This is a genomic window from Moritella sp. 5, from assembly GCF_018219455.1.
In the GTDB taxonomy this organism is placed as follows: domain Bacteria; phylum Pseudomonadota; class Gammaproteobacteria; order Enterobacterales; family Moritellaceae; genus Moritella.
This window is the reverse complement of the sequence record NZ_CP056122.1, coordinates 2627092-2653584: the sequence shown is the minus strand read 5'-3', so window position 1 is coordinate 2653584 and position 26493 is coordinate 2627092. Positions and strand designations below refer to the sequence as shown.

Annotated in this window: 20 protein-coding genes; 18 read left to right on the top strand and 2 right to left on the bottom strand. The window is 39.1% G+C overall.

Features of this window, described 5'->3' with window-relative positions:
• The first annotated feature begins 13 nt into the window (after positions 1-13).
• The 15 genes from HWV01_RS11960 (at position 14) to HWV01_RS11890 (ending at position 18188) form a co-directional block, all read left to right on the top strand.
• Positions 14-799, top strand: a complete 786-nt coding sequence (locus HWV01_RS11960; protein WP_211671749.1) for a Stp1/IreP family PP2C-type Ser/Thr phosphatase — start codon at positions 14-16, stop codon at positions 797-799.
• 36 nt (positions 800-835) lie between these two features.
• Entirely contained in the window at positions 836-2026 is a 1191-nt protein-coding gene (gene tssA, locus HWV01_RS11955) for a type VI secretion system protein TssA (protein ID WP_211671748.1), read from the top strand.
• A 72-nt stretch (positions 2027-2098) separates the two neighbouring features.
• A complete protein-coding gene (gene tssB / locus HWV01_RS11950) occupies positions 2099-2605 on the top strand; it encodes a type VI secretion system contractile sheath small subunit (protein ID WP_211671747.1) in 507 nt (168 codons plus the stop codon).
• Positions 2605-4092 (top strand): type VI secretion system contractile sheath large subunit, encoded by a 1488-nt coding sequence (gene tssC, locus HWV01_RS11945; protein ID WP_211671746.1) that lies wholly within the window; start codon positions 2605-2607, stop codon positions 4090-4092. Before tssB ends, tssC (HWV01_RS11945) begins: the two co-directional genes overlap by 1 nt.
• A 77-nt stretch (positions 4093-4169) precedes the next feature.
• Positions 4170-5795, top strand: coding sequence for a type VI secretion system contractile sheath large subunit (tssC, locus tag HWV01_RS11940; RefSeq protein ID WP_211671745.1), 1626 nt, complete (start codon positions 4170-4172; stop codon positions 5793-5795).
• Positions 5796-5848: 53 nt separating this feature from the next.
• Positions 5849-6688: a type VI secretion system accessory protein TagJ gene (locus HWV01_RS11935; protein WP_211671743.1), complete on the top strand. Its 840-nt coding sequence runs from the start codon at positions 5849-5851 to the stop codon at positions 6686-6688.
• A complete protein-coding gene (gene tssE / locus HWV01_RS11930; protein ID WP_211671741.1) occupies positions 6688-7179 on the top strand; it encodes a type VI secretion system baseplate subunit TssE in 492 nt (163 codons plus the stop codon). Before HWV01_RS11935 ends, tssE begins: the two co-directional genes overlap by 1 nt.
• 86 nt (positions 7180-7265) lie before the next feature.
• Positions 7266-9101: a type VI secretion system baseplate subunit TssF gene (tssF, locus tag HWV01_RS11925; RefSeq protein WP_211671740.1), complete on the top strand. Its 1836-nt coding sequence runs from the start codon at positions 7266-7268 to the stop codon at positions 9099-9101.
• Between the two features lie 15 nt (positions 9102-9116).
• Positions 9117-10094 (top strand): type VI secretion system baseplate subunit TssG, encoded by a 978-nt coding sequence (gene tssG / locus HWV01_RS11920; RefSeq protein WP_211671737.1) that lies wholly within the window; start codon positions 9117-9119, stop codon positions 10092-10094.
• Between the two features lie 115 nt (positions 10095-10209).
• Positions 10210-10866, top strand: a complete 657-nt coding sequence (locus tag HWV01_RS11915) for a peptidoglycan-binding domain-containing protein (protein ID WP_211671735.1) — start codon at positions 10210-10212, stop codon at positions 10864-10866.
• A 50-nt stretch (positions 10867-10916) separates the two neighbouring features.
• Positions 10917-13916 carry a toxin VasX gene (locus HWV01_RS11910; RefSeq protein ID WP_211671734.1) on the top strand — a complete coding sequence of 1000 codons (3000 nt, stop codon included), beginning with the start codon at positions 10917-10919 and terminating at the stop codon, positions 13914-13916.
• Positions 13917-13930: 14 nt separating this feature from the next.
• Positions 13931-14890, top strand: a complete 960-nt coding sequence (locus HWV01_RS11905; protein WP_211671733.1) for a hypothetical protein — start codon at positions 13931-13933, stop codon at positions 14888-14890.
• A gap of 144 nt (positions 14891-15034) precedes the next feature.
• Complete coding sequence (locus HWV01_RS11900) at positions 15035-16714, top strand: hypothetical protein (protein WP_211671732.1); 1680 nt, start codon at positions 15035-15037, stop codon at positions 16712-16714.
• Positions 16714-17151 carry a hypothetical protein gene (locus tag HWV01_RS11895; protein ID WP_211671731.1) on the top strand — a complete coding sequence of 146 codons (438 nt, stop codon included), beginning with the start codon at positions 16714-16716 and terminating at the stop codon, positions 17149-17151. Before HWV01_RS11900 ends, HWV01_RS11895 begins: the two co-directional genes overlap by 1 nt.
• Positions 17152-17450: 299 nt before the next feature.
• Positions 17451-18188 carry a hypothetical protein gene (locus HWV01_RS11890; protein ID WP_211671729.1) on the top strand — a complete coding sequence of 246 codons (738 nt, stop codon included), beginning with the start codon at positions 17451-17453 and terminating at the stop codon, positions 18186-18188.
• A gap of 78 nt (positions 18189-18266) precedes the next feature.
• Here HWV01_RS11890 and HWV01_RS11885 read toward each other — a convergent pair whose 3' ends face one another.
• The gene (locus tag HWV01_RS11885; RefSeq protein ID WP_211671728.1) at positions 18267-19169 is read right to left on the bottom strand and encodes a S1/P1 nuclease; all 903 of its coding nucleotides are present in this window, start codon (positions 19167-19169) and stop codon (positions 18267-18269) included.
• 334 nt (positions 19170-19503) lie between these two features.
• The gene (locus tag HWV01_RS11880) at positions 19504-20919 is read right to left on the bottom strand and encodes a serine hydrolase (protein ID WP_211671727.1); all 1416 of its coding nucleotides are present in this window, start codon (positions 20917-20919) and stop codon (positions 19504-19506) included.
• 266 nt (positions 20920-21185) lie between these two features.
• Between HWV01_RS11880 and tssH the strand changes: the two genes are divergently transcribed.
• From tssH to HWV01_RS11865, 3 genes are all read left to right on the top strand, one after another.
• Positions 21186-23783 carry a type VI secretion system ATPase TssH gene (tssH, locus tag HWV01_RS11875; protein WP_211671726.1) on the top strand — a complete coding sequence of 866 codons (2598 nt, stop codon included), beginning with the start codon at positions 21186-21188 and terminating at the stop codon, positions 23781-23783.
• Between the two features lie 235 nt (positions 23784-24018).
• Complete coding sequence (locus HWV01_RS11870) at positions 24019-24498, top strand: type VI secretion system tube protein Hcp (protein ID WP_211671725.1); 480 nt, start codon at positions 24019-24021, stop codon at positions 24496-24498.
• A gap of 76 nt (positions 24499-24574) precedes the next feature.
• Positions 24575-26476: a type VI secretion system Vgr family protein gene (locus tag HWV01_RS11865; protein ID WP_211671724.1), complete on the top strand. Its 1902-nt coding sequence runs from the start codon at positions 24575-24577 to the stop codon at positions 26474-26476.
• Positions 26477-26493: the final 17 nt, after the last annotated feature.

Here is a 26493-nt window from a genome sequence, read left to right as displayed (position 1 = left end):
AGGGTAAATCGAGATGTTAACAGAAATAGTTTTACAATCTTTTGGTCAAACTCATGTTGGCGCTGTGAGAAAAATAAATGAAGACAGTTTATTAGAATACCCAGAGCAAAATATTTGGGTTGTTGCTGATGGCATGGGAGGGCATGAGGCAGGAGATGTGGCAAGCCAAATCCTTGTCGAAACAATCAATACTTATATTAATGAGAACGCCTATCGTGGCATTACCGTTGAGGTATTAAAGCAAGCGATACTCACAGCCAACGAAAAAATCATTGCTTATAGTCATAGCCAACTTGCAGGGAAAACCGCAGGTTCAACCGTTGTTTTGCTCTGGATTGATGGTAATACCGCACATTGGTTGTGGACTGGTGATAGCCGAGGTTATTGCTTTTACCATCAAGATTTAAAGCAAATTACACGAGATCATTCCCATGTGAACGAATTAATAGACCAGGGAGTGTTGAGTGCTGAGGATGCTGAAAAACACCCGATGGGTAATGTCATCACTCGTGCGATAGGCGTGGTTGAAGATATCGAAATTGATCATGTGACACATCCGATTATCGAAGGTGAATTGCTATTACTCTGCAGTGACGGCTTAACAGGTGAATTATCCGACGCAAGTATTGCGCAACAGCTCCAGCAGCATAGCGTAATAAACGCCGGTTCATCGCTTATGCACGCTGCACTGGGTAAAGGAGCAAAGGATAATGTCACCTTAATCTTAGTGTCGGTATCGCGACAGAATCAGCTTAACAGCGCTGAAAATGATGATCTCACCATACCGCTATTTAGCTAAATTGTAGTGCTTATCGACCTTACATGGATGTAGTAGATGTCAGTATTAAACCAAGAAATTATCGAAGATGTAGTAAAGCCCATTAATGGCGAATTGTTGTGTGGTATTGATCCTCGCACTGACACGTCACCTTTGTCTCAATACTATCGTTTGAAAGAAATTCGTACACGCACTCGTGCAAATGAACGAAATGCATTAATTGGAATAGATGGTGACGAAAGGACGGCTGATTTTGTACGAGAGTGGCATCCGATCAAAGATGAAATACCACAAATACTCGTTAATGAAACGAAAGATCTTGAGTATTGTGCTTGGTTAATTGAAGCGCTATGCCGTACCGATGGTTTTGCCGGATTAGCGATTGGTTTCAAGTTGGCACACCAACTGATTTGTCACTTCTGGGATGGATTGTATCCAAGCCCCGACGAAGATGGATTGGAAACTCGCATTGCACCGTTGCTTGGACTAAATGGTTTTGAAGGGGAAGGGGTATTGTTAATGCCAATTTTATCCATCCCTTTAGTTGAAACCTTATCTGGTGAACGGTATGCAACATGGCAGATTGAACAAGCAAGCCAGCTAAACAGCTTAAGCGCAGATAAACAAAAAGGAAAAATTGAAAACGGCGCTATTTCATTGAAGCAGATTAAGGAAGCGTTAACCGAAATCGGTGATGAAGAATTAATTAAACTAAAGCACGATATTGAAGACGCCATTTCGGCCTTTAGTGAATTGTCAGAAAAAATGGATGTAGTGATGTCAGGTAATGCGCAACCGACGTCAAAAATATCTGAAAAATTACAAAATTGTCAGAATATTTTTACCTTTATTATGACAGAACGCTTTAACGTGATTAATGCGCAGTCTCAAATCGAGATTGATAAATCTGAGTCAATTAATGATTTAGATAGTGATGACACGGCTGATGTATCAGACTTAAATACCGAGTCCGAGCCCACTGCGCGTGTTAATCCGACGAATGGTTATGACTTTGTGCAAATGGAGCAGTCGTTGAATAATAGGCAAGAAGCGATTACAGCATTACATAAAATTGAACAATATTTTCGTACAACAGAGCCTCACTCACCAATTTCATACGCGATAGCACAAGCGATACGTTGGAGCGAACTTAGTTTACCTGAGTTACTCGCAGAATTAGTCAGTGACCCCAGTGCGAGAACAGATTATTTCAAACTTACTGGCATAGCCCAGAGTGAAGAGACATAAAAGATTAAACTCAGCAGTAAATACCAATACATAAGTAATGATAGTCATTACTTCATAATTTAAGGAACAGCTATGGAAAGCGTACAGTCAAAATTATCACGAGTTCGTACCCCACGGGTACATATTACCTATGATGTTGAAACCGGTGGTGCAATTGCCAAAAAGGAATTACCTTTTGTGGTTGGCATTATGGGTGACTTTGCGGGAGAAAACAAAAGCTCGTTAAAACCATTAAAAGATCGTCGTTTTGTTCAGATCGATAGAGATAACTTTGATGATGTATTAAAGCGAATGAATCCGAAATTAGAATTTAAAGTAGACAACACCTTGCTTGATGAAGATGGCCAAGAAATGAGTGTTAGTCTTGAGTTTAATTCGCTAGCCGATTTTGAACCCGCTGCAGTTGTTAACCAAATTGAACCATTACGTAAATTAATGGAAACACGAAATAAATTACGAGATTTAATGACAAAAGTCGATCGTTCTGAAGAGTTAGAAGATATTTTAGAAAAAGTATTAAGCAACAATGCTGATTTAGATAAATTAGCAAATGAGCTAGACCTTGGGGAGAAAGCATAATGTCAGATTTTGCAGCAGCACAAGAACTCGAGTCAGCAGAAGAGCAAGTATCAATACTTGACCAAGTCATCGGAGCAACAAAGCAAACCGAAGTATCGCGTTCGGAAGAGTTGATCAAAACCTTAACGGAAGAAGCGTTGAAGGGGACGGTGAGTTGGAATAAAAACTTAACGGTTACATTTAATGAATCGATAGCAGCACTAGATGAGAAAATTTCAAAGCAATTAGCGAAGATTATGCACAATGATAAATTTCAAAAGTTGGAAGGATCATGGCGCGGCGTTCATAACTTGGTTACAAGTACAGATACAGGCGGTACGTTGAAACTGCGTTTAATCACGATAACTAAAAAAGAGCTGCACAAAGATTTGAGTAAAGCGGTTGAGTTTGATCAAAGTCAGATCTTCAAAAAGGTATATGAAGGGGAATTTGGTATCGCTGGTGGTGAACCATTTGGTGCTATTGTCGGTGACTATGAATTTAGTAATCATCCTGAAGATATTGAATGCCTTTCACTTATGTCTAATGTATCTGCGTCTGGTTTCTGCCCATTCTTATCCGCATCTGCGCCTGAATTATTTGGTTTTGATTCATGGAATGAAATGGATAAACCTCGTGATTTAAGTAAAGTATTTGAGTCATTGGAATACACCAAATGGAATTCATTCCGTGACAGTGCAGATTCGCGTTTTGTTACGCTTACTATGCCTCGTGTTTTAGCGCGCTTACCCTATGGTGAGGCAACGTCGCCAGTTGAGGAATTCCGTTACGAAGAATTTGCACTGTCAGAAGATGGCCATATGTCTCAGTCTGCTGACAATGATAACTATTGCTGGTCAAATGCAGCCTATGCGTTAGCATCTCGCCTTACCGAAGCATTTTCAAAATATGGTTTTTGTACTGCGATCCGTGGTGCAGAAGGCGGTGGTAAAGTGGCTGGTTTACCTACACATACTTACATGAGTAGCGATGGTGATCCAACGCTAAAATGCCCAACTGAAATTGGTATTACCGACCGTCGTGAAGCTGAATTGAGTAAACTTGGATTCTTGCCAATCTGTCATTATAAAGACAAAGATTACGCGGTCTTTTTTGGCGCGCAATCTTGTCAAAAAGCCGCCCAGTTTTCTGATCCTAATGCGCAAGCAAATGCGTCAATTTCCACTCGTTTACCTTATATTATGGCAACCTCTCGCTTTGCGCATTACCTTAAAGTGATGGGCCGAGATAAAGTCGGTAGTTTTGCAGAAGCGAAAGATCTTGAAAATTGGTTGAATCGTTGGATCTTGGGTTTTGTTAATGCCTCTGAAGGTGGTGGTCAAGAAATCCGAGCGAAATACCCACTGGCGGATGCGAAAGTTAAAGTCACAGAAATTCCGGGTAAACCTGGTAGCTATAACGCTATTGCATGGATGCGACCTTGGCTACAAATGGAAGAGTTAAGTTCGTCATTACGTCTTGTAGCTAAAATTCCAGAAGGTAATTAATAGTAATAATAACAAATAGTAAGCAGGTGTGTTTAACCTGCTTACTTTCAATATATGCATATTGTTAAAGGAGTAACATGATGCAGCAAACAGTTATCAAACAACCCGAAACAATCAATATTCAAACGTCGACTGCTAGAAAGAAGAATACTAAGGATCAAACGAATAGTGCTTTTGTATTGAATCCTGCTGATTTATTACAGCAAGAATTTTTGCAACAAATGGATGTTGAAGACGATATCATTATTGAAGAATTATTGGTTTGGCTCGTAGACAATGGATTAAAATCAAATGGAAATATCAGACTCGAACTTAACGCAACGCTAACTCAATTATTAACAGATTTAGATAAAGCGTTGAACATGATGATGAACAATATTATTCATCATCATAAATTTCAACGACTTGAGGCGAGTTGGCGAGGCGTCCATTATCTTGTTCAGCAAGAGCAAGCGATTGATCGGGAAGAGATAATTAAAGTCAGTATGCTCAGTATTTCATGGCAGGAAATATCACGAGATTTTAGCCGTGCCATCGAATTTGATCAGAGTAACCTTTATCGCCTTATTTACAGTAACGAATTTGGACAAGCAGGAGGTCAACCGTTTGGATTACTGCTTGGTGATTATCAAATTACTAATCGAATTCAACCGGGAAATTCGTTATCAGATATTGATATTCTACGTAATATGACGCAAGTTTCAGCCGCGGCATTTGCCCCCTTTGTTGCTTCCGCAAGTCCACAACTGTTCGGCGTTAATCGCTTCTCAGAATTAGGCTTAGGTATTGATATCAACGCTCATTTTGAACAAGTTGAATATATACAATGGCGACGGTTACGTGAAACAGAAGACGCTCGATATCTTGGGTTAACAGCGCCGTATATGTTAATGCGGCGTCCTTATTTGGATGACGGTCGTTTTCATCATCAATTTCGTTTCCGTGAACGGATTAAGGATGCCGAGAAAGATAACCTATGGGGCAATATAGGTTACGCGTTTGCCGTCATATTAATGCGGTCTTTTGCAAGTTCAAAATGGTTTGCTCAGATCAGAGGGGTAAATCAAGGTGAGATAAATCGTGGCGTGGTTGATCAATTTCCTCATCATTATCTTGGCGCAGAGTCATCACTAAATATGAATAATGATGTGTATAAACGCCGCAACGAAATACCATTGAATATGTTTGTGAGTGATAGATTAGAAAAGCAATTTTCAGAAGCTGGTTTTATTCCGTTGTCAATTTTACAACACACAGATAAGCTCGCTTTTTTCAGTAACTCATCAGTACAGAAAGCGGTAAATTATATCCATAACGGTATACAAGTGACTGCCGATACTAAAGTGGCACAAGTTAACGCTCGACTCGCGACTATGTTGCAATACATTCTCTGCGTATCACGGTTTGCACATGCAATTAAGGTGATTGGCCGTGAAAAGGTGGGCAGTTATTTGACTGCACAAGAGATACAAAGCGATATTCAAAAATGGTTGCAGGGATACACAGCTGCAGCGGGAAGTGCTTCAGATGAAGTCAGGGCAAAACGTCCTCTGTGCGAAGCACGGGTAGAAGTACATGAAGTGAAAGGGAAAACAGGGAGTTTTTATTCTGTAATTCACTTAAAACCACATTTTCAATTAGATCAAATGGTGTCATCTATCCGTTTAATTACGGAACTGGCAGCAAGTGACGTTGCGGTTTAGCCGTTACGTTAAGCTAAAATTTGAAAAGATTAGACATGCATAAGGATATGAACATGCAAGAAATAAAACAGTTAGTTGAAACCGGTAAGTTAAAAGACGCAATCGCTTATTGTCAGGCAAGATTAAAAAAACAACCACTTGATACTGATATTCGCAGTGCTTATATCGAGCTGCTATGTATTAATGGCGAGCTAGATAAAGCCGATAAACAAATTAACTTGTTAACCAATCAAGCACCCGAAACCGCGATTGGTGGCAAAAATGTCCAACAACTTATTCGAGCGCAGCAATCTCGCGTTGACTTTTCGCAAGGTGGGGCAACGGCAGCAGTATTTAGTGATGCAGACGCAGAGTTAGAAGCCATTGTGGCACTGCAAGTCGCCATTAAAGATAACAACCTAGAAGATATCATGACTCAATGCACAGCTTTAGAATCTGCGCGTTATCAGCATAGCCCTACTAAACCACGGGATCTTGATGACAGTTTGGCTGGTTATTTAGAAGTGCTTGGAACAAATGGTAAATTTTACTTAGTTAAATTCTCACAAATCACCCTGCTGGAATGGCAACCTGCAAGTTCAATCCTAGAGCAAGTATGGCGTCGTGTTCATATTGATATCGCAAACGGACCAAGCGGTGATGCATTCATACCTCTCACTTACCTAAGTAGTCAATCAGACGCTGAAAAGCTTGGTCGTGAAACGGATTGGCAACCAATGAATCAAGCTGCAGGTGAAGGCCTGACTATGTATCAAGGTGTTGGTCATAAAATGCTATTAATTGGTGAGTTAGCTGTTCAGCTGACAGATTTTTACTATGACCAAGAGAATAAAGACAACCATGATAGCCAAGACGTAAATATAGGTATGTCATCACAAGCTGAGTTAGCTTAATGGCCGTTCATAATAAGCAACTTATTGAAGCGTCGTTATTAGATAAGCTTATCGATCTAGAACCGAATATCAGTAATGCACAAGAGAAACGCACAGGCATAACAGTGCGGTCATTACGTCGTTCAATGAAGCGCGACCTCGAAAATCTATTAAATTCGAAGGTGAAATGGATGACCTGGCCTCATTATTATCGTGAGCTCGACGATTCGTTATTTAACTATGGACTTCCGGATTTTTCGGGGCTTCCAGTAGGAACCCTTGATGGAAGACTTGCATTATGCGTTCAAGTTAAACAAACCATTATGCGTTTTGAACCACGTATTATCGAAGTGAATGTAGAACCTGTCGATATCAATGATGACATTGACCGATCATTAAAGCTAAGAATTGAAGCTTTAATGCACGCAGATCCGCATCCGGAACTAATCAGCTTAGAGTCTGAAGTTGAACCTGTTTATCTGGGTATTTCGGTAACAGATAATCTGTACTAATTTTCCAATTTATAATCTAAACGGCAGCAAATAAGTGATTATTTTTTGTCATTGGTATCGCTATAAAATAACCATAGGCTGTACATATGAGTGATGATTTATTAAGTTATTATAATCGTGAATTAAGTTACCTGCGACGAATGGGCGCTGATTATGCTAAAAAATACCCTAAAATAGCAGGTCGATTAAAGCTTGATGATGATTCAGTCGAAGACCCACACGTGTCTCGATTACTGGAAGGCGTGTCCTTATTAACCGCACAGATTAGACAAAAACTTGATGACAGTTTTCCTGAATTAACTGATGCGTTATTAGGGCAGCTTGCACCCGATTATCAAGTTACGATCCCGTCGCTTGGTATTTGCCAGCTTAATGTGAACGACATTGTCAGTAATGGTAGCTTATTTGAGCAAGGTAGTCGTGTAGTTACCCATGTCGCTGGCTACAAGGCTTGTGAGTTTACAACGTGTTATAACACGGATGTTAAACCATTAAAAATCGAAGATATTCACTTTAAGAATGCACCTTTCAATGCGCCTGACTCACCTTGGATCACCAAACCTAAATCCGTTTTGCAATTCACGCTAAAACATTTTGTTGCAGGTGATAATTTATCGCTGGTTAATCCAGACAAATTACGCTTTTATCTTGGTGGTCAACTGCAGCATGCATTTTTACTGTATACACATTTATTTCAGCATCTTATTGGTATTGGTATCAGTACCAAAGACGGTTTAAGTCACTGTAAAACATTCGAATCAAGGCATCTTTCAGCAGTCGGCTTTGGGCATGACGAATCTGTTTTACCTTATGGCAATAAGTCGTTTGATGGCTATCGATTATTAGTCGAGCAGTTTGCTTTCCCACAAAAATTTTTGTTTGTTGAATTAGTCGATTTGCTTTCTAAATTAACACCAGAATATGAAGATGAAGTGCAGTTTCACTTTTATTTTTCAGCGTCCTCGTCAGAGCTTGAGTCAAATATTAATCAGGACAGTCTTAAATTAAACTGCACGCCAATCATCAATTGTTTTGAACAGCAGTTAGAGCCCGTTGTATTAGATCCCAGTGTATATGAATATCGGATTGTTGCAGATAACCGCGATGAATCATGTTCTGAAGTCGTGTCGATTACGGACGTTGCCTTGTATGACAGCGAGATGGATAAAATCAGGCTCGGTCCTTTTTATAGTCAGACTCATCCACGTTATCAAGACGTGAAACATTTTTGGGTTGCAAGGCGTGAGCATTCAGATTGGTCTGGTGGCGTTGCACAAAAAGGCACAGAGTTATTCTTATCCGTCGTTGATCGTGAGTTTAATAGTTTTACGGGTATCGCGGCAAATGGCAGTCGCCAGCGTTTAAGTTTACACGGGCTTTGTTCTAATCGTAACTTGCCAGTACAACTGCCTTATGGTGGGGGAAACCCAGTATTACATACGCCATCCGGTGGTCACATGGTACAAAGTGCCACTTGCATGACAGCTTTCACCGCAGCAGTCAGACCTGAATTAGGTAAAGCAACCCGTTGGCAGCTATTACGTTTAGTTAGCCTCGAGCATTTCTCTGGGAATGGAGGTCGAGATAAACTACGTGATTTATTACACCTATTTAACTTTGCAGACAATGCGGCCAGTAATACACAGATCCAACATATTGAGGGATTAACGATTACGCCTTCTACAGCCAAGTTACTGATACAAGGTCGCATGGGCGTTTGCTATGGTAGTGATATTAACCTAATACTCAATCCAGCGGGTTTTCCTGACAATGATTTATTCTTCTTCGCGACAATCTTAGATCGTTTCTTTGCATTGTTTGCTGCAATCAATAGCTTTACCCGTCTTAAGGTCACTTGTAACGGCAGTACGCAGTTATATCATCAGTGGCCAGCGCGGATTGGCGAACGTGCTTTATTATAAGCTGAGGGAATCGATATGTTAGACAAAGATTTAATACAATACCCGCAGGATTATGATTTTTACCAAGCCGTGTATGCATTGCAAAACCGTGCAAAGCGGGCTGGTTTTGAGCATGGTGCTATTGGGCGTGATAACTTTCCGAGTCTTGAAGCTGTTCGTTTTTCTGTCGCTCAACAAGTGGGTTATGCTGGCGCACCAATTAATAAGGTTTCTGAGGTTACTGACAGTCACCAGTTAGATCTCGCCGTCACATTCTTAGGATTGACGGGAATGAATGGGGTACTGCCATTTCATTATACCGAGGCCATACTCCAACGCATTCGGCATAAAGATCATGCATTGTGTGATTTTTTTGATATGTTTAATAACCGCATTATTGCCTTGTACTACCGCAGTTGGGAAAAATACCGATTTGCAATAGGGTATGAACAGAATGCGTGCAAGCCAACAGATCCAATTAGTGTGGCACTCAGTAATTTAATCGGTGCTGAAGACGACTTAGCGTTATATTTCGCCAGTTATTTTAAACATGCTATCCGCAATGAAGCCAACTTACGCAACATGTTGCAAGAGATCCTTGATGGTGAAGTTGTCATTAAGACACTGCAAGGTCAGTGGGTTAACATGGGCGATGATGAAGTTACGCGGTTATGCTCAAGGCAGCAACCTGAAGGGGCATTTGCCTGTTTAGGGGTTAACAGTATGCTTGGTGAGAATATGTGGGATCTTAGCAGTAAGATTGATATCGTGATCAAACCCAGAAATGGCAGGGATTTTGACCAGTTAAAACCTAATTCTGCAACACGTAAGGTAATTGAAAAGGCCGTTTCCAGTTACCTTGGACCCGCAGTTAAAAGTTCTTTAAAAGTGGAAGCCGATTATGATGCGATCATAAAGCCGCGTTTAGGCTCTGTCGAAATGCAGTTGGGGGCAGGTGCGATGTTGCTGCATGACGAATCACAGAGCTGTCAGCCTCGTAAAGTGTGTTTATAAGCAACAAATTTCATACTTTTTTCATATTTAAGCCATTGATATTGATGATAAGCTGATTTTATTACGGGATGGCGTTACGGCTATTCCCAATAAATTGCTGTATTAAGGATTGATAATGGCAGAACAATACACGGTAGTGCAGGGCGATACCTTACCACGGATTGCCAAACATCATGGTTTTGCCAATTACAAAGCCATATATGAGCATGAGTCGAATACGGATTTTCGTACCAAACGTGATAACCCTAATATCATCTACCCGGGTGATGTCATTACGATCCCCGATCCTGAACCTGTCTTTATGGCGCTAGCCAGTGCCAAGATTAATGTGTTTAAAATTAAAAAGCATGCAGAGTATTTTCGGGCCGATTTTAAAGATAGTGAAGGTAATTCATGGGCTGGTAAGCGCGTGGTGTTATCGCTTGATGGTGTGGAAACTGAATCACTTGTTAATGACGATGGAACTATTGAAATAGAGTTAGAAGAAAATAGTGCAGAAACAGGCATATTAAGTCTTTATTTTGATGACGGTTCCCAAGAACCTAGTGAGATATTTGATGTTAGCTTAGGGCATTTAGATCCTGTCGATACAGAAACCGGCATTCAGGCTCGCTGTCGATTATTGGGCTTTGATTGTGGTGATATTGACGGCAATATTGCTGAGAAATCAACGGCAGGTATTAAAGGTTTTCAAGCTGAGCATGGATTAGCTATCGATGGTAACGCTGCAGCAATAACTCAGGCTAAATTGAAAGAAATATATGGCTGTTAACTTATATGGCTGTAAAAACATTAGGCTGTAAATAGAAAAATGGATTTTATATGACTCAGCAAACTATCGCCGCTCCTGTGGCGAAAAACGACATTAATAAATTTATCATAGATACAAAGGTAACACCGATTTACCCTGTTCGTTATGCGTATGCTAACTTTTTTGAGGAAGAGTTGGTTGAGGCTTCTGAACCACCGGCGTTATCGACGTTACTTTCTCTTGATGCATCCGATAATAGTGGTTACATCAAAGAAAGTAAGGGCTACTTGGTTCGACTATTACGTGAAGGTTGGGTATACATCCGTGAAGAAGACGACGAAGCTAATGGGTATTTGCATATTTTTAAATATGAGAAGATTAGGAGTGAAGGGGAAATAGTTGAACACTTCACTAAATATTTGTTTGAAAATAAAGCGAATGCGCAAGATGGACTGGTTTTAGACGACTCGAAAAAGGATAAGTCATACCCGTTTGTGTTTGTACGTAAAGGTATTAAAGAGATCAGTATCATTTATACAGCACATGAGCTACATCCAAATGTTATTGATAATTTGAATCGTAACGTTGATGAACGCAAGTTAGCAATGCAGCGAGTAAATCTAATTGCTGAATCTCATGAACATGCTGTCAAAGCCAATCCAGATAATTTCAAGAAGTTAATTGAAGACTATAAATCCAGACAAGATCGATTCTTACGATTAAAGGAAACAGATAATCCTGATATACAAGATCTTAACTTAGATGTTTTAACCACTGAATCATCGTATGAATTAGTGGCCGAACAGATCGCTGCAAAGTTACAACGTAAAATCGCATATGGTGACACAGCACGTATTATAGCGCTACACGATCCTGTTGGACGACAAATTGAAATAGCCGAAGCACATGCGAAACTATCTATTTGGGAGAAAAATTTTTCAGCATCGAATATATATCCTTATACAATTGGCAGTATTGTTAATGACTTAAATAAAACTAAAGATGCCGATATGCGGAAGATCCTTGATGAGTCAATAGCTTGGGATAAGCATGAAAAACATTGGGGAGAAATGAATGAGCAATATGCTCAGTTTAAACAGAGGCAAGATCAGTACTCTGCACTATATCTCGATTTTATGTGTGGTTCGGAACTCACAGTCGGCTCACTGAGCATGTATTTTCAACAATTCTTTTGGTCAGAACCGTTATCTGCAAACGATACTGAAGCTGAATTAATCAAACTGTGTACCGTCGGTGCTGAAATGTTTATGGGTATTGTTTCTTCTGCACCGGGTAAAGCAGCAATGGAATCGATCATTACTGATGCAGTTGATAATAAGAATAACAATGCTTATTCAATAAAAATTGCTGTTATGGTTAAATTGTTGACTACGCCCGGGGTTGAATTTTCAACGCATGCTGTCCAGTCTGTTGATAAGTTTTTTGCTGGTTTAGGTTCGCTATGGGGGGAAATGCTCTCCTATTCAGATTATTCAATGCAACTATCTAAAAGACAATTTAATAAATTAAATGTAAAAGCACTGACCTATACCGTAGAAGAAGTTGTGCCTCATTTATTGAAAGTGTTTGGTGTAAAAGTTGATCGCCATAAAAAAGTGCGTATTTCCGATGATGCCTTGGCAAAAGTCTTTGCTAAGGCACTTTCAGGTAAATTAAATTCAGAGGCTAAAGCACATGCTGAAGTCAGTAGTAATGAAAGGGCTAAGTCACGCGGGAATAGACTTTTTGCGACATCTAAAAAATTAAAAGAGATGTCCTCATTTTATTACTCTCTTGCAAACATTACGGTAGATAAAACAGCTGCACACCGTTATAAAACCGTTATTGCGGGGGATATAGCCGCTGATGCTAGCGTTACTGGTAATCATAAAGGTAAGGCAGTGCTTTTTTTAGATACGACATTTTCGGGTTTATCGGCCTTTATTAACGTACAAACTCTTTTTGATATAGCAAACGAATCTAAATATGTGAATGCAGATCCACTTAAACAAGCTGCAATAAATAATTCTGCCATGAGCTTGATAAGCAGTGCTTCCTCTTTAGCGGTTGATACTGTAACCCTTGCAAATACGGTTACTCAAGGTGCGGCGATGATCAGCAAACATGCACCTAAAATTGCGAATATGTCAAAAGTAATGACCCCTGCATTAACTGCACGTGCAGGAAGTGTTGGAACGCTGTTAGCTGGCAAACTGGTGGGTAGTGCTGTTGCACTTGCAAATCTAACCGCGTCTGTTGCTGCGGTCTATAGCGGTATGCGTGCATATGAATTAGGTCATACTGAAGAGGCCACTGGACATTATCTTTCTGCTTTTGGTTCTGGTGTGTTATTCGGACAGGCTGCAGTTGCCGCAGGACTGTATTTAACTACTGGGGCCACGATTCCAACACCCGTTACTTGGGCTGTTGCTGTCGTTGGTTTAGTGGCTATTGGTGCGGGAGTTGTTATCACAATGGTTTACGGTAAAACTAGATTGGAGTTGTTGCTTGAGAGTTGTTTTTGGGGGGCAGGTAAAAAACATTTATTTTGGGATGATAAAGAAAATCGAATTGATGATATAACCAAATTGTTAGAAATGGCAGGTGAAATTCATAATTTAAAATCAGTGCAATCGTCTTTCCAAAACGAATTTCAAGAGTTTATGAATTTATTCTATATGCCAAAATTAGAAATGAAGCAAACAGATAATGGAATAGGAGTGCCACGTACTGTTAATTATCACTTTTCTCTACCAAGTTTTCAGATGGGCCAATCAGATTTACGATTTGATTTCTTTAGTACAGGCTGGTCGGGTAGTGTTGTAGATAATAAATTAAATACCGATTTTAAAACTGCTTTTGAGGCTTATTTAGATAATGAGGCCGATGGCCTTTATAACAAAGGGAACTTGGAATTTGAAATAACGATGCTGGTTCCAAGTAGTAGTCACCTTAAGTGGTCCTACGAATGGCAACCTAGTATTACCGTGCCAACTCGTTTTTTGACTGAAGACGGGATCATAAAGGGCCAAGTCTCTGATTATGGCATGCGTAATGACGACATTATTTAAGGATAGATATTATTATGAAAAAATTTAAGTGGGTTGAACATCCTATTCCACTCATGTTTAAGCGTGATGTGCTACTGGGTTATGAGCGCGATAAAACAAATAATAAAGTCCCTAGACCGGTGATTTCTATTAATAGTGATTTTTTAGTATTAAGTAATAGTTTTGTCATTATTCGGAATTTATTTTTAATTCCAGCATTGTTTTCTGTTCTGTATTTGTGTATTAGCGAAATAGAAGAGATATATCAGAATTGGAAAGCATCGGAGAAAAACGCAATAGAATATATTGAATTCAAAAAAAGTAATTATGGAGATGATTATTTTGAAACATTACCAATAGGAACTAAGTATCGAGATATCATTTTGTATCAATATGGGAGGATTGATGAAAATAATAAACTAAAATTCGAGCAGTTTCTTACTGATAGATATGAAGGGTATTACGTTAATGGTGAGGGTTCTCGTCGTCATGACCGCAACAGTATTATTTTTTTTGGAACAACTATCCCATTATTACTAATTTGGATTATAGGCTTTAAACGCCGTGCGCCTTTGATTTTTGACCGTAAAAGGCGTCTTTTGTACACATGGAGTAAAGGCAGCGTAGTTGCGCAGCGTTATGACAATCTACGTGCTTTGGAAACCCCGTCTTTTTTAGCCATTATGCTAAGAGCGACAGTGAAAAAGGGTCAATTAGGTTGGGGTCGATTCTCTGTCACGCCGCAGGGTAATACTATCTATAACAGTAAAGATTCTTATCAACAGATCCTTGCTTACATCGTACAGTTTATGGAATACGGACGCGAACACGTGATGCCTGAACAAACAGAGTGGCAGGGGCGTAAAGGGTGGTTCTTATTTGAAGATAAAAAGCCCGATGACTTTGAAGGACAGCTTTCGGCATTGTTAGTGAGAATTGATGCTGCGACAGACGAAGTTGACTTTGATGAAAACGGGCAACTTGTTGAGTCTTAATACAGAAACATCATACTAGCCCTCAGTCCTTGGTATAGTTAAGGTATTAATTTAACTAAGAAACATAGGGCTGATAGTTAAACAGATGTAAGATGCAAAGGAATAGCATCATCGTACTTCAATTTTCGCTAAACGGATTTGGCAATGTCTTATAAATTAATATTATTAAGTGAATTAAAACCCACAGATCTTAAAATGGTATTAAGGCCGTATGTTGCTATTGATATTATCCGCGAATGTCACCTTAATCACACTCAAATTTGGGATCTTGATTGGCATAATGATCATGCTGATTTCATGGCCTCGCCAGCAGATAAATATACTCGTGTAATTGATAAACTCCTTCTCGGCCATATTGTTTTACTGCAATGGCCACAAGCACAGTTTGATGGTGTTATTAACGATAGCGGAAATGTACACCAATCTATGACAATGGGTATTGATAATGAAGTATTGGTGAGTAAAGTTAGGACACTTCAAGCGTCAATAATAAAACAAGAAAGTCATTCTCCAGCTGCCGAAAGCAAACCATTATCAAAGCCAATTATTGCGCCAGTTAACACTACTACCGCGCCAGCTAGAGCAATTCAAGATGCGGCTGTCGCCGGCCCATTCGAGATAGAAGTGGAATTATTGGATGAAACTGACACCCCGATAGCGAATGCAGAATATATTTTAAAATTGGCGACGGATGAAGAGCGAACCGGGCAATTAGACGGAAATGGTTATAAGTTATTTTCCGGTGCTGAATATAAACGCTCGCAGATCCATTTCCCACAATACGAAGGCTATGATTGGGAAAGAGGGGCAGCTTCGCAAAGAAATCAACAGGTAAGTAGTAGCCAAAAGAAAGCACTGCAGTCAAGACATATGGAAGCTACACAGCAAAATATACCTTCTTACCTTACTGGTGATGCACCTGAAACCACTATGCATCCATCTTATCCTGTAATAAAAAATACACGTGTTTTTCCTGATGAAAATGTACGGGCGTTGCTAACAGAAAATAATCATGATGTTATGCTTTTAACATTACCTGAAATATTTGAAGTACTACAATCGTGGGGATGGAAAGATACAAAAGAGACTTGGGTCGAAACAACCCAATCTACAGGAGGTCAAGTACTTATTAATTACGGTGTAAATGGTAAGGATGTTGTAACCACATCAATGATTATTGCTAAGCTTGGTGACTTTGGTATTAAAGCAACTGTATATATGAATCATAAAGGTACAGAGTTAATTAAATTTACTGGTTATGCAGGAGTAAGGCAGATTTTGAACGCACCAGTGTTTGGACTGAAAAATCCAAAAGTTGTAGATGTTGGCATTGGTAAATACGGTCTCAAAAACTCGATAATTCAAGGTGCAAGGGTCACTTTTTATGTTGCAGCAGCCTATAGAACCATTGATTTCATACTTAATGATGAAACATCGCTGGCCGAATTTATCGGTAGTTTGGCAACTGATGTAGCTAAAATAGGGATTGCATCAGCTATCTCATGGGGAGTCGGGGGGCTAGTGGTTGCCTCAACGAGCTTTGTTACTGCACCATTAGCTATTGTGGTACTTGTAGGTTTAGGGGCATCAATTGCACTCAATATACTCGATGAGAAATATGAAGTTACAGATCATGTTGTAAAATATCTTGAGAGGGCTCAACAAGAAGTAATGGAAAAAGCCAAAGAAATTGAAAATGGATTTTGGGATTTGGGAGGGATGTTCATTGATGGATTTCTCGATACTGGTAAAGAAATCATTGAATCTGAGATTAAAAATTATGTTAAGAAAGGCATAAGTCAATTAACACCGAGAATTTTATAATGAATGAATTTAACTTTAAATTAAGATTTAAATTAGTAATTGGAAGTATATTCCTTATTTTTTTTATGTACTTATTAGTTAGTTTAGGTATAGAAAAAATAGCTGAGTATCTGATATTCCCTGAATCATTTATTTATACTTCAGGTGCAATATTCATAGCGTTAGGTTCATTCGCTATGCTCCCACTTTTAATTATGCTTTTAAGTCCTATTTTTTACGGCGTAAAAGCTGACGTTAAATTACAGAAAATATATTTTAAAGTCATGGTCTACGCCTTAATTATAGCTTCAATATCCTCATTAACTTTTAGTTTAATATATTTACCGATACTAGAGCGTAGAGGGTATATTGCATGTAAAGGGACACCTATGGGGTATACACCTGGAATGGGAACACAGTATGTATTAGATTTATCTTTATGTGGTGCGAATAAATAGGTTTATCTATTCACGTCGATGATGAATATTATCTCCAAAACCACACACCCAATAGCGCTAGTTCATCACCGTTCAATTGTGATATTTTGATCTCACAAGGGTCATACATAGAATTATCAGATTTAATGCGAATGGTTATATCAGTCCCAGGGAGTAACTCTAAAGATGAAGTAGATTTTGGTATAACGAACATAGCTATGTATCTACATAAACACGTATTAGAGATGCTAGTGATATACCCGTAGTTCAAGTCATCATTGAAAGTAGTTCAAACTTATTTACCAGTAGAGTGGGACATCATGAGTGAAGCAAGTGAAATGACAGAGCAGGAATTAAATGAGTTACGCTGGCAAGTAGAGCGTAAGTTACGTGATATCTTAGATGCTGAATTATTTAAAGCTTCTGTTAGTTACGAGTGGCGACTTATGGTTAAATTTCCAATCGCACCTAAGCTTTGTTGTTATTTGATGGGGGTATTTATTGGTGGTTTATTTGTTTATAGGGGAATGAATGAAGGATCATTAGGTACGATTATTTTTGGTTTTATCTTTGGTTTTATCTTTGGTTTAATTCTTATAAGCATATCTCATTATTTATTTTTTCCAGATAAGGATACACACTACAAACTCACTCCTCTCGGTATTGTTTATACTGAAAAAGATACCATCCCTGATGTAGCTTATACAATTATGCGTGGTTTTGCATGGTTCTCTGCGGTGGCCTGTTTGGCGACAGTTGTTTATGTTGGCCCACTTGCTTTTGTTGGCGCTGGTGGTATGGCGTTGTTAGCAGTTAAATTTACGGGGTTTAAGGCTGTTACTCAAACTCATCACATTAATTTTATCGGGAGCTATAAAATTAAAATTATTCAGAACAAAGGTGTGTTAAGTCTATGGACTAAATCACATGGTGTACATGCATCCGGGCGATTTTATTTTGAAGCCGCCAAAGAAGATGAATTAATTAAGGAACTGTCAAAACATATGGAAATCAAAGAAATAATTCAGGTAAAGAGTATGCGTGAATTAGATTTTTAAAAAATGATATTTTCTTACTACTAACTTACAAAAAAACGAGTCTAAAGTGACTCGCTTTATGCGGTATCAGACTTGAGGTTACTTGGTTGGGTATGCCGAATTTATTTCATCAGCTAAACGATAACCAGCTTGAGATAAACGCTGTTTAACGTCTTTAGTGCCTTGGTCATAGTATGCAGCACTTGGTGTTGTGTCTTTCTTTACACTGTATCCGAAGTCTGCCATTTTATAGCTTTCTTGCACCCACTGATTGATATTACCAGTAGTACCTAGTTCAAACGACTTTTTAGGGTGCGTTTTCTGTAGTGTTACAGCCACATCATGGATATCATAAAGCGTGTCAAGGAAACCCATACCACTGTCCCATAAATGGTGGAGATCGTGTTGTGGAATATTAAGCGTATACTTATTCGCACCTAGGTCACTATTACAGCTGTTAGCAGAAATGTCGCTGCTAATTGAGTGCATTGGTTGGTGTGAATCGCCAGCAAGGTGGCTAATGAACATCATGCTTGCTGCTTGATGATTTACTTTGAAGCTTTCAAATAAGCTTTTAGATACGACTTCCACATTTGGAATGTGAATAAAATTACATTTACTGCTTGCTGGATACGTTTGGTTAATATAATGCCAAGCACCCGTGGTTTTTTCATCCCACTGGTCTAACGATGCCGGTATTTGTTCGCCCATCGATTCCCAAATGTTTTCTGCTGGAACCTTGCGAATTAAATCCGGTACCATAGCGAGTTTTGCAAATTGACTTGCACCTTCAAAAGTATCCATTTTATTTTTGATATCTTGAGGCATTGAGCGATATGCTTTTTCTGCTAACACGTCAACTTGTCCACGTGCTGTGTCAGATAGATTCTGGTAGGCAATCTCTGCAACGATTACATGTCCTTGGTAGTTCCATGCGTTTGCAGCCTGTGGGAGTAGGGCTAATAGTACAACAGATGATGCAATCAGATTTTTATTCTTCACGTTCGTCTCTATTTTATCGTTCAATAAGATAGGTTCCGATTAGGCATTTTTATGTGAGGTACGTCAAATAATATCTTGTAATCTTTTTTATCAAAGGTTGAATTTTGTGCCGTTTGGTCTTGAAGCATCTTTACAGTAGATTTTGAATGTAGGAATTGAAGAAGGGGAAGGACAAGAGTTCAACAAAATCAGTACAAGAGAGATTATGTATTTTTATGAAGAGATACCTATAGGCTTAATCAACTAGAATCTGATGTGTACTAGCTCAAATTTAAACTGACAGGTATCATACAAAAAGTGGATAACTGTCAGATTAAGCCTAAGCTAGTACAACTTAGCTTATCTTCTCAAATTTAAACTTATCCGCTACCGTTATGCCAATAACTCTACCAACGTCATCTTTATGGAAAACGTATGGGTTAAACTTGGACTCTACCTCAATGAATTTTGCTTCCTCAACAGGGTATAAACGTGAAAATTTTTCTTCATCTGGTGCCTTAAATTGTAATTTTTCATCGATAACTCTAATGTCTACAATGTAGTCTCCAGAATAACCAATATTAGTGGACATTTTATACTTTCCTGTAAACTCTTTAAGTTTATCAAGAGGAACATTGAATACATCAATGGACTTTCGTTTGTACATGCCCATTTCATAATATTTGGAGATAGCCATCATAACCTTCATATTCGTTAAACTACCACTGTCTCCATTACTCATCACTATGATGCCTTCACCTTCATTTACGAAAGCGTTAAAGTCATTAGTAAAACCAAGGTTTTTACCGTCGTGACCAAAGATAATTTGGTTGTTAACCTGTCTTATAGATGGACCGAGTCCCCAATCACCTTGATGCTTGATAAAAATAGACTCTACTGTCGATTTCTTTAATATCCCATCGGTTTTTCCCGCTATTATTGATTGCATATGCATGACATATAAAGCTAAATCTGATGGTGTAGTCCATAGGCCGGCAGCAGCCTTCTCTGGGTAATCATTATAAATCGCGGGGTACATTTGTCCATTCTGGTCATAAGCTGCACTTGCACGCTGCTTTAACATCATAGGCAATACATGCTTGAATGTACTACTTGTCATCCCCATTGGCTTAAGAATTTGATTATCGGCATATTCTGAAAAAGAAAGCCCTGTAATGTCTTCGACTATTTTTTGGATGACAGTATAGCCACCTCCGGAATATCGCCAATTTTTTCCTGGTAGCTGATTAACTTCAACTTTGTGAGTGTTTCCCTTACCACTAAGAATATCAATTGTACTTGGAAGTTTACTACCAGTTGCGTACCCTGGAAAACCCGGAACGCTAAGGCCTGCATTATGAGTAAGTAAGTGGCGTAGTGTGACGGGGTTTTCTTTGGTCAGTTGGCTTCCTTCAACCTTCCAACCTTTTAGGTATTGATTGACATCTACATCTAGTTTCAACTTCCCTTGTTCAACCAATTTCAGAGCAGCTAGGGCGGCAACTGGTTTGCTGATTGATGCTGCTTGGAATAGAGTGTCAGTGTTCACCTTCAATGTTGCATTCGCAATACCATAACCTTTTGCCCAATCGATTTTTCCTTTATGAATTACCGCAACACTAAGGCCTGGTAAATTTGTTTTATTCATACTGTCAATTATAGAGATACTTGCGTCTGGTTCACCAACAATCTTAAAAATGTTTTTTAGATTGTTTTCAATATTTTTGGGCGCATCGGCGTTAGTTTGAGCTGCGCACGTAAATGTCAGCAAACACGCAGAAAGCAGCGAGGTATTGAAAAACGAAGAAAAATAACGTTTTTTATTCTTAATGGCGTGTTTGATTTATAGCTCCTTAACAAGCAAGAACAGATGAAAATAATGCTCTTTTTAATGATGAAGTGAAATTTATCACTTGTATTACTTTAACTTGTTTAGACGATATTTTTCAACCTTTTTTCATACCTCTAACCGATTGTTAATTAAGCCTAAAGTTCATACCATTGATGTGTTAATTTGATGGATTAAAAGGATTTTACATGTCAACGATGTCGTTAAAACACCTAGTGGATAAATTAAACCAAAGCGGGAAGAAGGCACTAGAAGGTGCTGCGGGACTTTGTCACTCGCGTAGTCAATTTACGGTTGAGATAGAACACTGGCTATTACAGCTGGTAGAAGAGAAACAAGATGATATAGGAATAATCTGTCAGCTGCAGGGCATCGATGTACAAGTGCTTATCAATGAACTTAATTTATCATTAGAACGACAAAAAACCGGGAATAGCGCAGCGCCAAGCCTCTCTCCGCATATCATCACCTTGTTAAGGCAAGCTTGGTTAAATGCGACGATTGAGTTTGACGAACAGCAGATCCGTTCCGGTATTATTCTTTATACACTGCTTAGTGACGACAGTATTAATGCGATGTTGTCTCGTCATGTTCGCCAATTTGAACGATTATCAGCAGCCTTAATTCGTGATAATTGGTCTATCATCACCGAAAAATCGACAGAGCAAAACAGCCTTGTTGGTGTGTCTAATGCTGGCGTTACAACAAACAGTAAAACACCATCGTTAGACCAATTTACGGTTGATTTAACGCAAAAAGCCCGTAGCGGCAAGATGGACCCTATTTTAGGGCGTGACCCAGAAATAAGACAAATGGTCGATATTCTTACCCGACGACGTCAAAATAATCCAATATTAACCGGAGATGCAGGTGTTGGTAAAACCGCAGTTGTCGAAGGGCTCGCGCAACGTATTGTAGCTAAAGATGTCCCTGAAAGCCTACAGCATGTGCAATTACGCGAACTGGATTTAGCACTACTGCAAGCGGGTGCAGGGATGAAAGGTGAGTTTGAAAACCGCCTTAAAGCGGTATTAAATGAAGTAAAACAATCTGCAAACCCGATCATCTTATTCATTGATGAAGCACATACCATGATTGGTGCTGGTGGCGCGGCAGGTCAAAATGACGCAGCAAATATCCTCAAACCTGCGCTAGCTCGTGGTGAGTTACGTACTATCGCAGCAACAACCTGGGTTGAATACAAAAAGTATTTCGAAAAAGATCCGGCATTAACCCGTCGTTTCCAAGTTGTTAAGATAGAAGAGCCTTCTGTTCCAACTGCAGTCACTATGTTGCGTGGTATTTTACCTGTCATGGAGCAACACCATGATGTTGTTATCACTGCAGATGCCCTTCAAGCCGCTGTGGCCTTATCTAAACGCTATATAAACGGCCGTCAATTACCGGACAAAGCAGTGGCCTTATTGGATACCGCTTGTGCTCGCGTTGCAATTAGTCAAGCTGCAACACCGGGTTTAGTTGAAGATTTACAACGTCAGCAAGCGCAGCTTGAAGTTGAAATTAAACTGCTTGTGCGTGAGCAGTTATCTGGCGATGATCATCGTGACACAATTAGCATGTTACAAACGAGCCTTACTGGCATACAAGATAACTTAGCTATTGAGAAACAAGCTTGGCAAGCGCAATCAGAATTAGTAAAAGCTATTCAACAACAAATTGCAGATATTCATGAAAATGGCGCAGAAGAAGAAAAATATACTCGACTTAAAGCGTTAAAAGCACAATTACACCAAGCTAAAAATACCATGGTCTACTGGCAGGTTGATGAACAAGTTATTTGTGAAGTCATTTCTGACTGGACAGGTATCCCATTAGGTAAAATGGAGCAAGATGAACTGGAAACAGTGCTTAACCTCAGTGACGAAATGAAGTCACGTGTTATCGGTCAAGATCATGCGATTGATATGATTGCTAAAACAGTTCAAATCTCGCGTGCGCAACTCAGTGATGAAAGTAAACCCAATGGTATTTTCATGTTAACGGGCCCAAGTGGTGTCGGTAAAACGGAAACCGCGCTCACACTTGCCGAGCAGGTTTATGGCAGTGAAGAAAATATTATCACGATTAATATGTCTGAATATAAAGAAGAGCATAAAGTATCACTGCTTCTTGGTTCACCTCCCGGCTATGTTGGTTTTGGTGAGGGCGGCGTATTAACCGAAGCTGTTCGCCGTAATCCTTACAGTGTGGTGTTACTCGATGAAATGGATAAAGCAGCACCTGGCGTACAAGATATCTTTTATCAGATCTTCGACAAGGGCTGTGTTAAGGATGGTGAAGGGCGAGATATCGATTTTAAAAATACCATCATTATCATGACATCCAATGTAGGTACTGACACGATAACAGGCTTGTTTGCCGATCCAGACACTGCCCCTGAGTTAGAAAGCTTGCTAGATTGTATTAAAGCAGATTTAACCGCGGTATTTAAACCCGCGTTCTTAGGACGTGCAAACATAATTCCGTTTGTGCCGTTAACGGATGACATGTTAAGTACGATTGCTCAATTACAAATAAATCGTTTGGCTGCGCGAATTCGTCGTAATCACAATGCTGATTTTACAGTTGATAATGAAGTAATTACTCAAATTGTCAGTCGTTGTCATGACGTGGCATCAGGTGCCCGTACAATCCATAACTATCTACAAAATACCTTGTTACCCGAAATATCAGTACAAGTATTGGAAGCAATGACTAAACAGGTTGAATTTAGTCAAATAAACGTTATTACGAATGAAGAAAAATTCATTATCACGCTCATTTAGAACGAAAAGTATGAGATAGAAAACCATTCTTTTTATAGGGTGAAAGCATACTTGGAAAACTTGTATTACAGAGTGGTAATTTAGATAATGTAATCAGCTGTTGAAGCGCAGATTTGTTTATTTATTATAGTGTTAAGTAAACTGGCTGGTAATTTGAAATATATTTTAGAGATGGTTTTTTTGATAAAACTATTGTAATGAAAAGCTTATTTAAGCAATTTAAAAGGATGATAAAATGCAAGCAAATACGTATTTAAATTATGAAGGGATTGCTGGTGAATCTACTGCTAAAGAATTCCCAGATTTAATCACAGTATTATCGTTAGACTTCGGTACAACTCGTGTATTAAGTTCTTATACTGGTACTGCGCAAGATCGTGAAGCAAGTTCTGCAAAGCTTAATGATATAACGATTACAAAATTACAGGATAAAGCGTCACCTGAGCTATTTAAAGAATCGACAATTGGTAAAGGTAAAAGTGCAATCTTCCACATTACTAAGCAGGGTAAAGGCATCGAAGAGATCATGAAAATTGAACTTACAGATGCAATGATCAGCGGCTACCAAGTTTCTGTTCAAGGTGACCGTCCTTTAGAAACGATTACAATTAGTTATACAGAAATGATGATGACTGTAACGCCGACTGATGATCAGAACAATGTACAAGCACCACTTGTATATGGTTACAGCGGTGTAACTGGCCAACAAATGTAAGTTTGCTGGTTTCACAGTTGGGTGACTTAAACAGTTGCCCAACTGTTTCGTTACACTTGTTCAGTTAGGAAATAAAATGGCAGCGGCTACTCAACAACATTCAATGATGAAAATCACCACACCATTGGGTGGTGACGCCTTACATATTACGGCCGTATCAATGCAAGAAAGCATATCTGCTTTGTACGAAATTAATGCCTCGGTGTATACCACAAATAGTGAGCTGGATTACCAAGCGCTACTGGGTCAATCGGTAACCATTGAACTTGCTGTTAAAGATTCTTCTGGCAACTACACAAGAAATTTTAATGGTCTTGTAACGAGTATCAGTTCTCAGGGGCAATCTTATGAAGCACTGAATAATACCAGTAAATATTACCGTTATACCTTAATTATTTCACCGCAGCTTTGGTTAGCAACTATGCGAAGTAATTGCCGTATCTTTCAAGACCTCTCCGTTATCGATATTGCGTCATTAATATTTCCTGAGCATAATATTCAGTTTGTTAACAATGCAGGTACTACATTTAAGCCCTATGAATACTGCGTTCAGTATCATGAAACTGATTATCAACTTTTGACTCGATTATTTGCTCAGGAAGGTATATATTTTTACTTTAAGCAAAGCAGTGGATCTAATTCCGTTATATTAGCAAATTCAACGACTTCACATGTGAACTGTGCAGAAAGTCCTTTGCTACAATCAGATGACATTATTTCTCATGCTTATGTCTCCACTTGGTCGTCATTGGCCGCAGTTAAACCCGGTAAGGTGAGCTTAAGAGCGATTAACTTTGAACAGCCCTTAATGAACATTGACGGTAGTTCAGTTAATGCTGAGTTTACAGGGCAGGATAATTTAGAACATTTTGAATATGTTTCTGGGCATAAAAATTTAGCCGCATCAAATTCATTTTCAGCAACACACTTAGAACAATTACAATCAAACAAAGCTATTTTTAAAGCCAGCTCAAATTATGTGACGATTGAAAGTGGTAAGGTGATTGCTTTTTCTAAGCACGCAACACAAAGCCTTGTGGGGCCTGAATTCCTTATTACACGCAACCATTTTATGGCGAGTCAAGGTTCGCAGCTTGATGTTAATTCAAAAAATGGCATGGAGATCAATTCTAATTTTTGTTGTGTTGAAAATACGCCAAACTATCAGCCGATTATAAATATAAATAAACCAATCATTCGTGGTGTGCAAACAGCCATTGTAACGGGGGCTGCGTCGGACGAGATATATGTTGATTCTTACGGACGCATTAAAGTTAAATTTTATTGGGATAGGCTAGGTACATCAGACGAGAATAGCTCTTGTTGGATCCGAGTTTCTCAAAATTGGGCGGGTAAAAACTGGGGCGCATTCTTTTATCCCCGTGTAGGGCAGGAGGTATTGGTATCATTCTTAGATGGCGATGCTTCACAGCCTATTGTTATTGGTGCTATTTATAATGGCGATCAAATGCCAGCCAATCCTTTACCGGCCAACAAAACTCAAAGCGGTATTAGGACTCACTCAACAACAACTAACGGTAATGCAAACTGTAACGAGCTGATTTTCGAAGACAAAATAGGCAGTGAATTGTTAGGCTTGCGTGCAGAGAAAGATCATAAATTAGTGGTCGTTAATAATCAGACCGACACTGTAGGCAATGATCGTACAACAACGGTCACCAATAATGACACATTGACAGTGACCAATGATCAAACGCAAACCGTCAATAACGACCGTAATAGCAAGATCGCTAATAACGATATGCTCGATGTTGGCAATATACTTAAACTTAAGGCTGCAACGGAGATTAAGCTTGAAGTTGGATCGGCTAGCTTATTAATGAAAAGTGACGGAACGATAAAGCTTTCTGGCGTTAATATCGAAATATCAGGCACAAATGTCAAAGTTAAAGGCTCTGCAACTAATATCGAAGGATCAATGGTTGTTGTGAAAGGTTCTGTCGTTAAAATTAATTAAACTTATTTTATTATCTG